Here is a 13418-nt window from a genome sequence, read left to right as displayed (position 1 = left end):
GCTTGCTCTTGATTGTCTTCGGCGTTTTCTATCGCCTCAGTGAGTGCCTGATGCCCACCTGCGATGATGCCGATAATTTGATTGGGGTCGGTGTTATAGGTTGGTGGACATTCACTGGCATCTAATACGCCTAATCGTCCAGATGTTCCAGCGCCTATATAAATCAATCGTCCTTTTTGAGAAAAGGTGTGGACAATTGCGTCTACAGCAAGCGTAATATTAGGAATTTCTGTTGCGATGATGTTGGCAATTTTAGCGTCTTCTTGATTGATTCGTTGGAGTATCTCAATAGTAGATAGAGTATCAATCTCTTGGCTGGTAGGATTTCGAGTTTCGGTTGTTATCATGGTAGAAGAGTAGGGTAATACGAGAGATTATTATAGTAGAAAGCAGGGTAAAGAAGATTAGTTTAAGAAGGACAGCGAGGAGTTGATAAAAAAATAGTCGGGAAATCTCCCGACTATTTTTTAGGCTTAGTCAGTGTAGGTTTGCTTTAATTCAGAAATAAGTTTTTCTAAAAGGGCGTCTGCTTGTGCCTGTGTTGGTGCGCCTGTATCAAGGTAAATTTTGAGCTTAGGTTCTGTGCCAGAAGGGCGGAAAATAACACGGGCTTCTTCGCCATCTTTTTCTATATGGAAGACTAAGATGTTATTGTTTCGCTCAGTTTGTAAATGGTCGGTGTAAGCAATGACAGGCAATCCAACTAATGTTTGTGGCGGGCTATTGCGAACTTCTGTCATGATTTCTCCAATACGAGAAAGGTTGGTGACACGAATAGAAACTTGTCCACTAGCAGCTGCACCGAATTTTTCGGTATATTCGTTAGCATAATCGATAAAGGTTTTGCCTTCATGCTTTAAGCGCAGGGCTAAATTTAAAAATGCCATTGCAGCAGAAATTCCATCTTTATCATGGACTTTTTGTGGATCAACTAAATAGCCCAAGGCTTCTTCGTAGCCAAAGAGAAGATTAGGTACTCGACCAATCCATTTAAAGCCTGTGAGCGTTTCTTCATGTACTAAGTCGTACGCTTTTGCAATTTTAGCCAGCTGAGGGCTAGAAACTAAAGAACAAGCAAGAGTTCCTTGTTTTCCTTCAGACTGGGCAGCTTTCGCCGCTTCCCATGCTAACCAACATCCTACGGTATTACCATGTAGGGGCTTCCAATTGCCTTCGGCATCTTTTAGTGCAACAGCGAGGCGGTCGGCATCAGGGTCATTCGCTAAAATAAAGTCGGCATTGATATAGTTAGCAGCGATAATAGCGAGATCTAACGCCCCAGCTTCTTCTGGATTAGGGAAGTTGACGGTTGGGAATGTTGGATCAGGGTCACATTGCTCGCTGACTAAATGTGGTAAAGGATAGTTTGCTTTCTCCAATGTTTTTAGGAAGGTATTTTTGCCAACTCCATGCATGGCGGTATAGATATAATTTAGTTCAACCGGTGTTTGATTCGCAAGCAAAGCCGTTGTTGCAATATAGTCTTCCCAAACGCTGTTGTCTAATTGTTGATAGTGGTTATCGCGCGGTAAATCACGAATATCCCCTTGCGCAATTTTTTCAATTTCTGAGGCAATTTCGCTGTCCGCAGGTGGCACAATTTGCGCGCCATCATCCGCATCACCAAGATAGACTTTGTAGCCATTGTCTTCAGGGGGATTATGGCTAGCGGTTACCATAATTCCCGCAGAAACGCCGAGTTTACGAACCGCATAAGCTAAGACAGGCGTTGGGAGTTTTTCTGGTAAAAGATAAGCGGTCACGCCCGCGCCTTGTAAAATTTCTGCGCTATCTTTTGCAAATTGATAGGAGTTTTTACGTGCATCACAGCCAATAACAACGCTAGGTTTATTGTTTTTCTGTTTGAGATAAGCCGCTAATCCACCAGCTGCTTGAGCGACTAATACTCGGTTCATTCCCATTGATCCGGCTTGTAAAGGACCTCTTAGTCCAGCAGTACCAAATTGTAAACGACCATGAAAACGTTTGTGTAGTTCTTCGGTATTGTTGTTGTTAATAATTGCCTGTAGCTCTTCTCGAGTTTCGGTATCTGGGTCTTGTTCTAGCCAATGTTGAGCGATAGATAAGAGATTGTCTGTCATATAATATCCTCTTATATTAAAGAGAGAGGCCACTCAATAAAAGAGTGGCGTCTGAAAAGAATGAATTAAGGATTGATTGTTTCGTAGATTTCAGGCGTTTTTTCAGGTGTTTTTTCACCAATTTCTAATGCTGCTAGATATTCTTGTGCAGCTTGCTGATAAGCTTCTTCACTTTGCGCATGAATGATTGCGATAGGGGTTTGTGTATCAACTTTTGTGCCTAAAGGCAGAATATCGTCAAAGCCAACTGCGTGGTCAATTTTATCTTCTGCGCGACGACGTCCGCCGCCTAGATTGATTACTGCAATACCAATAGAGCGCGTATCCATAGCACTAATAATGCCTTCACACGGCGCATAAAGGGGTTTGATAATTGCGGCTTTACGAAGATGTTTTTCATAAGTATTGCAAATATCAGCTGGTCCGCCTTGTGCAACGACCATACGGTCAAAGTATTCAGCAGCTTTTCCGCTATCCAGTGTTTCTTGTAATTGTCTGCGAGCATCATCTCTATCACTCGCTAATTTACCGTTGACTAATGCTTCTGCGCATAGAGCCATAGTGATTTCTTTTAATCGAGGATTAACGTCTTCATTGCGTAAAAAGCGAATGGCTTCAGCGACTTCGACTGCATTTCCTGCACTAGATGCTAATACTTGGTTCATATCTGTAAGTAGAGCGGTGGTTTGACACCCAGCGGCTGTAGCAACGCTTGCGATGGATTGCGCTAAGGCTTGTGATTGTTGATAGGTTGGCATAAAGGCGCCATTACCAACTTTTACGTCCATTACTAAGCTATCTAATCCTTCAGCGAGTTTTTTAGAAAGAATAGAAGCAGTGATGAGTGCGATAGATTCCACAGTTGCGGTAATATCACGTGTAGCATAGATTTTACGATCTGCTGGCGCTAGGTTGCCTGTTTGTCCAATAATGGCACAGCCAACTTCTTTGACAATACGGCTAAGATTATCAGGGCTTGGATACATATCAAATCCCGGAATAGCTTCGAGTTTATCTAGTGTTCCGCCTGTATGACCTAATCCACGACCAGAAATCATTGGCACGTAACCGCCACAAGCGGCGAGCATTGGGGCAAGCATTAGCGAAACAACATCACCAACGCCGCCAGTTGAGTGTTTATCTAAAACAGGACCATTTAAGCCAACATTAGACCAATCCAAACTATCGCCAGAATTGCGCATAGCCAACGTTAAAGCACTTTTCTCTTCAATATTTAAATCATTGAAGAAAATAGACATACAAAGGGCGGCAATTTGTCCTTCTCCGATACTGCCGTCAGTAACACCAGAGACAAAAAATTGGATTTCTTCAGGCGTTAAAATACCTTTATCACGTTTTTTCCGAATAATTTCTTGCGGTAAAAATTTTGCCATATTTATTTCTCCAATAGCGCATTTAATAAAGAAGACGCACCGATGCGCACGCGGTGTGGCGTGATCCAATCACGACCAAATTGTTGAGTGATAATTTCTAAATACATATTGGCTTCTTCAGGTGTGCGAACGCCACCCGAAATTTTAATGCCCACGCTGTCGCTCACGCCTTTTTCAGCAAGGACTTCACAAATCGCTTTCGCCGCTTCAGGCGTTGCGCCAACAGCAATTTTGCCGGTAGAGGTTTTTACAAAATCTGCACCGCCATCAATTGCAATTGCAGCGGCATTTTTAATATCGGCGGTATTGTCAAAAGCGCCACTTTCAATGATGACTTTTAAAAGCGCATTATTGTCCAAACAGAGTTTTTTGACCGCTTTGACCATCGCTAAGGAATTTTCATTGCTATCACGATAAGGTAAGACTAAATCAATTTCATCGGCGCCATCTTTTAGCGCTTGCTCTGTATCTTTAAGAACTTTATCTAGGCTATCGGTTGCGGCAGGAAAGTTAACCACGGTTGCGACAGGAATGCCTAGTAATGTGTCATCTACTTGTTTAACAAATTGTGGATAGACGCATACGGCAGCGACATTTCCAAGAGGGGTTGTCGCTTGTTGGCAGAGATGATCAATAACTTCAGGGGTATCGTTGTCATTAAGACTGGTTAAATCAATCAATTTAACAATATCAGCATTTTGCATCTTAACCTCCTAAACCAATAAATAATCCGGCAATGGTCGCACTCATTAAATTAGAAAGCGTACCTGCTAAAAGTGCTGGCATAGCAAAACGTGCAACGTCTTTACGGCGGTTAGGAGCCATGATAGAGAGTCCGCCTACTAAAATAGCGATTGAACTAAAGTTTGCAAAACCACAAAGGGCAAAAGAGATAATCGCTTTGGTTTTTTCTGTTAACACAATATCTGTTGCGCCTTGTAGATAGGGTTGGAAATTGGCGTAAGCCACAAATTCGTTAATTGCGAGTTTTTGTCCAAGGAATGTACCCGCAACTTGTGCTTCACTCCAAGGGGTGCCAATTAGCCATGCTAATGGTGCAAATAACCAACCAAAGATTTTATCTAATGATAAATCAGGCATACCAATGAGGCTGCCAATACCGCCAAATATACCGTTGATGAGCGCAATTAAAGCTACGAAAGCGAGCAACATGGCGGCAACGTTGATTGCAAGCTGCATACCTGAGCTTGCGCCATCGGCTGCTGCATCAATAACGTTTGCTGGTTTGCTATCTGCATCAGCAGAGAAGTTATTGGTTAGATTTTCATTACTAGGGGGAACTTGTGTTTCAGGAACGAGTAATTTTGCAAATAGAAGTCCGCCCGGTGCTGCCATAAAAGAAGCGGCGAGTAGATATTTCATTTCTACGCCCATTTGCGCATAGCCACCTAATACAGACCCAGCAATAGAAGCCAATCCACCACACATAATGGCAAAGAGTTCAGATTGTGTCATATCACGAACAAAAGGTTTAACCACTAGAGGCGCTTCGGTTTGTCCAACGAAAATATTAGCTGCTGCTGACATGGATTCTGCGCGAGAAGTGCCGAGTAGTTTATGCAAAGCACCGCCAATGATGCGGATAATCCAGCTCATGATGCCAAGGTAATAAAGCACAGCAATCAGAGATGAGAAGAAGATAATCATGGGTAGGACGCGGAAGGCAAAAATAAATCCGCTTCCGCCGAAAAGTTCAAACATCTTATCGCTTACTAAGCCACCAAGTAAGAAACTTACACCTTCATTACCGTAGTCAATCACTTTTTTGACGCCATCACTCGCAATGCCTAGCGCGGTTTGTCCCCAAGGAACATAGAGAACGAAAGCACCAATACAGAATTGCAAAGCAAAGGCGCCGAACACGGTGCGTGGATTTATTGCACGTTTATTTACGGAGAAAATAAAAGCAATGGCAATCAATACTGCCATCCCAACCAAGCTCATTATTACAGACATATTAAAGTTCCTTTAGTTGAAAAATTACAGTCTAAAATATTCTATATAGAGTTTCTAGTAAAATAGCATCAGTTTTTTAGTATCATTTTTTTATGTTATTAAAAACATATAGTTAAATAGAATGCTATTTTTATTTTTTATTGTTTTTTTAAATAACTTCCAATAAGAGTGGATTTTTTGAAATTTGATTTAGTAAATTCTTTCGGGGTTATCTTGAATAAAATTCATCACTTTTTCCACCATATTTTTTGAGCCTACAAAAAAAGGACTACGCTGATGTAGTGTTTGTGGTTGAATATTTAAGATACGCTGTTGACCATTAGTGGCAATACCACCTGCTTGTTCTGCTAAAAAAGCAATAGGGTTACATTCATAATTTAAGCGTAATTTACCATTAGGATAGCTACTGGCTTGCGGATACATGTAAATTCCCCCTTTAAGCATATTTCGATGGAAATCAGAAACTAAAGAACCAATGTAGCGAGAAGTATAAGGGCGAGAGCTATCTTCTGTTTGTTCCTGACAATACTTGATGTATTTTTTTACGCCCTGTGGAAATTTAACGTATCCGCCTTCATTGATAGAATAAATGTTGCCGTCTTCTGGAATGCGGATGTTTTCGTGTGAGAGTAAAAACATACCTAAAGAGGGGTCGTAGGTAAAGCCGTTCACGCCGTTGCCTGTGGTGTAAACCAACATGGTAGATGAACCGTAAACGACGTAGCCTGCCGCCACCTGGCGATTCCCAGGTTGTAGGAAGTCTTCTAAGGTTACGGAGGTGCCGATTGGGGTAACACGGCGGTAGATTGAAAAAATGGTGCCAACAGCGACATTAACATCAATATTTGATGAACCATCTAAAGGATCAGTGAGAATGATATATTTTGCATTTTTGCCGCGCTCGGTATTAAAGGCAATAAAGTGTTCTTCTTCTTCTGAAGCAAATCCAGCCACATCATCTCGATTAAATAGTGCTTTTTTAATGGTGTCATGTGCTAAGACATCGAGTTTTTTCTGTGTTTCTCCTTGTACATTTTCATTATCCGTATCACCAAGGACATCCGTAATTAAGCCAGCTTTATTGATATCTCGATGTAAGAGTTTAGCGGATAAGCGAATAGCGGAAAGAATACCGGAAAGAGAGCCTTTAGCACCCGGGTATTCATTTTGCTTCTCAATAATGAATTCGCCAAGACTTTTCATGTTATCTCCTGTGAGTTTTATGAGGATTGTTGAACGATTTATGTTATTTTAATGCTAATCCGTGTCACTCGCTATAGGTAAGAAAGGGCGTGAAGTCAATGAAGTATAGGATGCTTAGTTGCTGATAAAGAAAAAGTGCTTATCAGTAGAAATATGCCTAATAAAGTTATCAAAAAACCGCCAAATAAAGGTAACCAATAATAAAATCGAGAAGGATTTTGTTGTGAAAATCTCATTAGAAGCGGTTTTCTGCCTAAAATCAGTAATAGTGCAATGATACTTAACGTCGTTGCAGTCCCCATAGCCATTGCAAATACCATTAACGCACCTGTTTCCCAAAGACCCCACGCGGCGGCAACGGATAAAATCAGCAATGCACCACTACAGGGGCGGATACCAATTCCAATGGCTGCGACAATAGCAGGTTTATGATGATGAGAATGCTTATGATGACCGCATTGACAATGTGAAAATTGTTTACGTGGGAAAGCACGATAGATAAGATATAAGCCAATACAGATAATAAATAAGAAACTCAATCGGTTTAGCCAAATGCTTTGAGCCATACTTTCTCGGATGAGATAGCCACCAACGCCAATACTTACTCCCACCCAAAAAAATGCACTAATGGCTTGCAAGAAAGCGCCCCCAATGCCAATCAATAAAGTATGGCGATAATGCTCTGGCTGTGTCAGTAGCCATGTGGTTAGTACGGCTTTTCCATGTCCGGGACCAATCGCATGTAAAAAACCATATAGCCAAGCAATGCCCATTAAGCTCCATTGCAAAGAGCTATTATTTTGATGCCGTAAACTTGCTAGTGCTTGACTGATTTGACGCTGATAGGCATTTTGTGTTTGTTGAAGCTGATAAATAAGGGCAAGCCAATAGTCACGCGTTAGCCAAACCAGTGTAGTAAATCCGAATAATACTAAAAGAAGAATAACAAATTTATTTTTTAACAGCATAAATAGAAGGGCAACTAAGAAAACTTTGTTGAGCAAAATATTTACCTAGCTCAGGATCGCCTTTGCCATTGATATCAATAGCAGCAGCAGCTTCAACGACTTTACTATCAGGCTCACTTTCTTTTATTTCTAATATGCAGCCATTCGCCCAATGCGTCGGCTGATTATCTGGGTCGTAGCGGACTTCTATATAGTAGCTAGGTTCATATAAACTAAAATGAATTTTATCGGTAGGGGTTTTGAGTAGAAGCTGAAATTGATAAGTTAATGCTCCTTCTATGACTGATAGCATTGCCTTTTTTACGGGTAAAAAAATTTGTGGAACTATAAGTAAAAAAATGCGCTTCAGAAAGATTATGTGTGATGTCTTTTTCAATCCCTTGCATTTTTGCTTTGGCATCTTCTTTTGTTTTGGCTTTGAGGACAGGTTCTAATACTACTTGTGCAAAAAGCGGATCAAACTCCCAATGTTGTTCAAGCGCTATAATTTGATTTTGATTATTTAGAATAGGCGTAAGCGTAACGCTCAACCATTCATGTGGATGAGCAAAAGCTTTGGAGAATAAAAAAAGAAATATGATTGACCAAATGCGTTTCATGAAACAGCAATATCATATTGTCCGTCGCTATAAGCCGGCTCGGGATGTAAGCGAATAGGGGTTTTAAGTAAAACTTGTAAATCTGAGAATGCTAAAGATTCTTCTTCACGAATAAACTCAATTAGATTAGGGTCGCCCATAACCGTTAATTGTTTAGGCGTATAATCTCTCGCTTCACGCATTAAATCTCTGAATAATTCATAGACTTGTGTTTCTATGGTTTTAACATAACCTCGTCCACCACACGTTGGACACGTTTCGCACATCACTTGTCGTAAGCTTTCTCTTGTGCGTTTACGTGTCATCTCAATAATGCCTAGCGGAGAAATTGGGCTAATTGTGTATTTGCTTTTATCTTTGGCAAGGGCTGTTAGTAAAGCATCCATAACCCCTTTTTGGTGTTTTGGATCAAGCATATCAATGAAATCTAACATAATAATGCCACCTAAATTACGCAATCGGAGTTGGCGCGCAATTGCTTTTGCCGCTTCTAAATTGGTTTTAAAAATAGTGTCTTCTTGAGAGAGTTTACCGACAAACCCACCTGTATTGACATCAATTGTTGTCATGGCTTCTGTTTGGTCAATAATTAAATATCCACCTGATTTTAGCGTAACATGTCTTTTTAGTGCTTTTTCTAATTCTTCCTCAACCCCATGACGTTCAAACAAACTAAGATCGCTGTTATAGTAGGTAATACAGTCTGCCATTTCAATGAGAAAATTTGCAGCAAAAGCTGCCATTTGTTCATATGCTGAAGGATGATCAACAGTAACTTTGCTAACAGAAGGAGAAACAAAATCACGTAGTACTTTTAGATATAGTGGTAAATCACCGTAAATCAACTCGCCAGCATGCGCTGCTTGATAGGCATCTAAAATGGTTTCCCACATACGACGCAAATACTGCATATCTGCGCGCATTGCCCAAATGTCTGCTGATTCTATGGCAGTACGAACAATAAATCCGCCTTGTTGATCTTGATGAAAGCCAACCATTAACTCGCGTAAGCTTTGACGTTGAGCTTCGCTAGCAATTTTAATAGATACACCTATATCATTTGCATTAGGTAAATAAACAAGAAATCGAGAAGGGATAGAGATTTCTGTGGTTAATCGTGCGCCTTTTGTACCAATGGGATCTTTAAGGACTTGAACTAATAGTGTTTGTCCTTCATACAAAATATCAGTAATTTTTTCAATATTTTCTTGGCGACGATTGATATTTTTCATATGCAAAAAGCCGGCACGTTCTAATCCAATGTCAATAAAAGCCGCATCCATTCCCGGCAAAACACGTTGAACTTTGCCTTTATAAATATTACCGACAATTCCTCGCCGACGCTCTCGTTCAACCATCACATCTTGGAGTACCCCATCCTCTAAAATAGCCACTCGTGTTTCATACGGCGTATGGTTGACTAAAATTTCGGTATTAACTGGCGGGGGCGCTGTAGGCACTTGTAAAGGGATAAGCGTATTCATGAAAAATCCAAAAGAAAATTAGCGAGCAGTAAAAGGCATAATACCAAATCGGTGTAAAACATTAACAACCGTAATCAATGGTAATCCTACCACAGCAGAATAATCTCCCTGAATTTCTTCCACTAACAATGCACCAGCACCTTGAATTCCATAGCTTCCTGCTTTATCTAATGGCTCGCCAGTATCAATATATGCAGCAAGTAATTTTTTATCAGCAGGACGTATTCTTACTTTGGTAATGACAGTTTGACTGATAATTTCTGCTTGAGCTTGAACCGTAAAAGCCGTTACCACTTCATGCCACTTGCCGCTCATTTGTAAAAGCATTTCCATTGCATGTGCAGCATCTTTAGGCTTACCAAGCAATTGTCCATTTAAAATACCAATAGTATCAGCCGCTAAAATGATGTCGTGCGGATATCGTGCAGCAATAGCTGCTGCTTTTTCATGCGAAAATCGAGCAACGCTTTCTATCGGTGTTTCATTTAGACGAGGAGTTTCATCAATATTTGCGGGAATCATCTGATGCGCGATACCCACTTGAGTGAGTAATTGCGAACGACGTGGAGAAGCAGATGCGAGAATTAAAGACATAGTGATTTAGGTGAAGATAAAAAGATAAAATCCATATTTTATTAATAAGATTTTCCTGAGATAAAATAATACCTTAATCTTGACCACCAAGAAATTCTCAGTTGCTCAGGAGGAAAAATAAGCTGCTGTAAGGCATTAAAATGGCGACGAAATATCAGTACTAACATTGTAACACAAGCAATAGCGCATGCAGCGCTCATCATAAACATTACAACGATTTGATAGAGAACAGCTTGGCGAGGATCAGCGCCAGTAAGTATTTGTCCTGTCATCATTCCCGGTAAGCTTACTAAGCCGACTACGCTCATTGCATTGATACTGGGCATCATACCAGCGCGAAGCGCTTCAGCCGCTTCTTTCCGACAAGCTTCCCATGGAGTTGCAGAAAGCGCCAATCGTGTTTGAATGGCATCAGAATATTGACGCAAACTGCTAATAAAGCGTTCCGCAGTTAGAGATATTGCAGTTAAGGCGTTTCCCAAAATCATTCCGCCGATAGGGATAAGGTATTGAGGAGTAAAGCGAGGATGAATATTAAGGATAATCCAAAGAGTAATAAAGAGAATTATCCAACCTGCTACAAAAATAGCGCATAAACTGTCTAAAAAGAGCCCTTTATAAGGACGCTGTATTCTTGCACGCGAAGCTTGAGCTGCAATTAGGGTCATGATACTTAAAATCATCAAAGTTTCATACCAATAACTACGCGCAAACACCCAAGCTAATATCAGACCTATAAAGCTAAGCTGAACAATCGTTCGTATTGCCGCAATGATGAGAGATTTTTCGAGTTTTAGTCTCAGTGCATAGGAAACGGATACAGCGATTAAAATTAAAATTGTCGCGACAAAAATATTAGTTATGGTTAGGGTGATTGTGTGGTTCATCGGTTGTCAATTGTCCTTTATGCATTTGCCATTTTCGATTAGCAATACGGCTTGCTTCTTCTGGATCATGGCTAATCCAAATATAAGCGCGTGTCGGTTGTTCAGTACACCAATTTAGTACTAATTGTTCTAGTTGCTGCTTACTTTCAGGGTCTAAAGCAGCTGTTGGCTCATCTAATAAAAGAATTTGTGGTGAAAATTGCAAACTTCTTAAGAGATTAACAATTTGTTTTTCACCCCCTGATAGTTGGTAAGATTCACGATTTAGAAAATCTTCTTCCTTTCCTAGCATTTTTAAGCGAGTGATATGAAAATCTCGATTATAGATTTGTTTTTGATGATATTGATATTGGTAAGGTGCTTTCAGACTATCTTCTACTTTTCCTTCTGCCAGTGCAGGGGTTTGTGAGAGATAGCAAATTTTGGCTCGCCACTCTCTTGGCGGTAGGTTTTGTTGATTTCGGTAAAATATTTCTCCAGCATCAATAGGGTCAAGCGAAGCCAAGGCTCTTAATAGTAAACTTTTACCGCTCCCACTAGTCCCTGTGAGGGCAATACGGTCACCTTCCTCAAGTTTCCCTGTAGCTTGATTTAGTAAAATGATATTTTGGTTATATCGTGTTAACCGAGAAAAAGACAATAAGATCAGCATGGTTGGCTTAAATAGATTACAATTTCCACATTGTATTGTGCGCTTACTTAGCAAACAATACCAAAATTGTATTAACAGGAGGTATTTATGCTTTTTATTCCGCCCTTAGATAAAATGACTTGCATTGAAGATTTACGTCAGGTTGCAGAACGTAGGGTTCCTAGAATGTTTTACGATTATTGTGATTCTGGTTCTTGGACTGAAACTACCTATCGTAGCAATGAAACGGAATATACGCCTATCAAATTTCGTCAGCGTGTAGCAATCAATATGGAAAATCGCACGACAGCGACCAAAATGATAGGACAAGATGTAGCTATGCCTGTGGCATTAGCACCTGTAGGTTCATGTGGGATGCAGCATGCAGACGGCGAAATTTTAGCCGCACAAGCAGCGGAAAAATTTGGTGTTCCCTTTACTTTATCAACCATGAGTGTGTGTTCAATTGAAGATGTTGCAGAAAAAGTAAGCAAACCTTTTTGGTTCCAGCTTTACGTTATGCGTGAGCGTGAATTCATGTATGGGCTTATTGATCGTGCAAAAGCAGCTGGGTGTTCAGCATTAGTGGTTACCTTAGATCTACAAGTATTAGGGCAGCGACATAAAGACATTAAAAACGGGCTTTCAACGCCACCAAAACCTACTATTTCAAACCTTATTAACTTAGCTACTAAGCCGTGGTGGTGTTTAGATATGCTAAAAACCCCTCGTAGAACTTTCCGTAATATTGTTGGTCATGCTAAAAGTGTTAGTGATTTAAGTTCATTATCTGTATGGACAGCAGAACAATTTGACCCTGCTCTGAATTGGGAATTGATTGACCGCATTCGTGATCATTGGGGAGGAAAATTGATTTTAAAAGGTATTATGGAGCCAGAAGATGCAGAACTTGCTGTTGCACATGGCGCAGATGCTATTGTAGTTTCTAATCATGGTGGACGTCAGTTAGACGGTGCGCCAGCAACGATTGATGTTTTACCCCGTATTGTAGACACTGTTGGTGATAAAGTAGAAGTATGGGTAGATAGTGGTATTAGAAGTGGACAAGATGTTCTAAAAGCTTGGGCATTAGGCGCAAAAGGCACGCTAATTGGGCGCTCATATATCTATGGTCTAGGTGCTTACGCCAAACCAGGGGTAACCAAAGCACTAGAAATTATTCATAACGAATTGGATACAACAATGGCTTTTTGTGGTCATACCAATATCAATAATGTTACTCAAGATATTTTATTGCCCGGTACCTATCCTCTACCAGATAAATTTACTAATAAAGATTAATCATTTAGTTAAAACAATATTTAAAAAGCCTACTGTTGAAGTAGGCTTTTTATTTTAGGTATATAGTCAAATCAGCTAAAAAACAGAACGTTATCTACCGCCAGAATGGCTAGATAAGGGCTATAGGATGTTTTGTTTTTTAGCTGATCGCACTATAATCTTTTTTTATGCGTTATCTTTAGTCGCTTTAGAGCATAACAAATCGCTGATTGCGAGCAATTAAAACGTCTAGCGCTTTCCCATTGGTAATCATCAGGATACTGCTCAATATCCTTAA

At 40.3% G+C, this 13418-nt stretch carries 15 protein-coding genes; 1 reads left to right on the top strand and 14 read right to left on the bottom strand.

The genetic code is table 11. The features are described 5' to 3' along the window. The 13 genes from A5N85_RS02995 to A5N85_RS02935 form a co-directional block, all read right to left on the bottom strand. A partial coding sequence (locus tag A5N85_RS02995) for an N-acetylmuramic acid 6-phosphate etherase family protein (protein WP_211268050.1) occupies positions 1-347 on the bottom strand: 347 nt, incomplete at its 3' end. Between the two features lie 126 nt (positions 348-473). Then, positions 474-2102 carry a phospho-sugar mutase gene (locus A5N85_RS02990; RefSeq protein WP_072575914.1) on the bottom strand — a complete coding sequence of 543 codons (1629 nt, stop codon included), beginning with the start codon at positions 2100-2102 and terminating at the stop codon, positions 474-476. Positions 2103-2167: 65 nt separating this feature from the next. Continuing rightward, complete coding sequence (gene deoA, locus A5N85_RS02985; RefSeq protein WP_072575913.1) at positions 2168-3496, bottom strand: thymidine phosphorylase; 1329 nt, start codon at positions 3494-3496, stop codon at positions 2168-2170. Positions 3497-3498: 2 nt separating this feature from the next. Continuing rightward, on the bottom strand, positions 3499-4200 hold the full coding sequence (gene deoC / locus A5N85_RS02980; RefSeq protein ID WP_072575912.1) for a deoxyribose-phosphate aldolase: 702 nt from the start codon (positions 4198-4200) through the stop codon (positions 3499-3501). Position 4201: 1 nt separating this feature from the next. Beyond that, the gene (locus tag A5N85_RS02975; protein WP_072575911.1) at positions 4202-5473 is read right to left on the bottom strand and encodes a NupC/NupG family nucleoside CNT transporter; all 1272 of its coding nucleotides are present in this window, start codon (positions 5471-5473) and stop codon (positions 4202-4204) included. Positions 5474-5662: 189 nt separating this feature from the next. Beyond that, positions 5663-6676 (bottom strand): class 1 fructose-bisphosphatase, encoded by a 1014-nt coding sequence (gene fbp, locus A5N85_RS02970; RefSeq protein WP_072575910.1) that lies wholly within the window; start codon positions 6674-6676, stop codon positions 5663-5665. Between the two features lie 95 nt (positions 6677-6771). Then, on the bottom strand, positions 6772-7644 hold the full coding sequence (locus A5N85_RS02965; RefSeq protein ID WP_072575909.1) for a nickel/cobalt transporter: 873 nt from the start codon (positions 7642-7644) through the stop codon (positions 6772-6774). Further along, entirely contained in the window at positions 7628-7960 is a 333-nt protein-coding gene (locus tag A5N85_RS16890; RefSeq protein WP_428843249.1) for a DUF1007 family protein, read from the bottom strand. The genes A5N85_RS02965 and A5N85_RS16890 overlap by 17 nt, the downstream gene beginning before the upstream one ends. Then, positions 7869-8243 carry a DUF1007 family protein gene (locus A5N85_RS17535; protein ID WP_072575907.1) on the bottom strand — a complete coding sequence of 125 codons (375 nt, stop codon included), beginning with the start codon at positions 8241-8243 and terminating at the stop codon, positions 7869-7871. Before A5N85_RS17535 ends, A5N85_RS16890 begins: the two co-directional genes overlap by 92 nt. Next, positions 8240-9727: an Rne/Rng family ribonuclease gene (locus tag A5N85_RS02950; protein ID WP_072575906.1), complete on the bottom strand. Its 1488-nt coding sequence runs from the start codon at positions 9725-9727 to the stop codon at positions 8240-8242. The genes A5N85_RS17535 and A5N85_RS02950 overlap by 4 nt, the downstream gene beginning before the upstream one ends. 18 nt (positions 9728-9745) lie before the next feature. After that, complete coding sequence (locus A5N85_RS02945) at positions 9746-10321, bottom strand: Maf family protein (RefSeq protein ID WP_084601575.1); 576 nt, start codon at positions 10319-10321, stop codon at positions 9746-9748. 41 nt (positions 10322-10362) lie between these two features. Next, positions 10363-11208, bottom strand: a complete 846-nt coding sequence (locus tag A5N85_RS02940; RefSeq protein ID WP_072575904.1) for an ABC transporter permease — start codon at positions 11206-11208, stop codon at positions 10363-10365. After that, the gene (locus A5N85_RS02935; RefSeq protein WP_072575903.1) at positions 11177-11860 is read right to left on the bottom strand and encodes an ABC transporter ATP-binding protein; all 684 of its coding nucleotides are present in this window, start codon (positions 11858-11860) and stop codon (positions 11177-11179) included. Before A5N85_RS02935 ends, A5N85_RS02940 begins: the two co-directional genes overlap by 32 nt. An 87-nt stretch (positions 11861-11947) precedes the next feature. Here A5N85_RS02935 and A5N85_RS02930 point away from each other — a divergent pair, with 87 nt between their 5' ends. Then, the gene (locus tag A5N85_RS02930) at positions 11948-13141 is read left to right on the top strand and encodes an alpha-hydroxy acid oxidase (RefSeq protein WP_072575902.1); all 1194 of its coding nucleotides are present in this window, start codon (positions 11948-11950) and stop codon (positions 13139-13141) included. 152 nt (positions 13142-13293) lie between these two features. On the opposite strand, the gene A5N85_RS17170 is transcribed toward A5N85_RS02930, so the two are convergent. Next, on the bottom strand, positions 13294-13418 hold a 125-nt coding region (locus A5N85_RS17170; protein WP_346243165.1), incomplete at its 5' end, for an IS630 transposase-related protein.

It is taken from the genome of Suttonella ornithocola (assembly GCF_001889065.1).
GTDB classification, from domain to species: domain Bacteria; phylum Pseudomonadota; class Gammaproteobacteria; order Cardiobacteriales; family Cardiobacteriaceae; genus Suttonella_A; species Suttonella_A ornithocola.
This window is presented reverse-complemented; position numbering and strand designations above follow the sequence as displayed.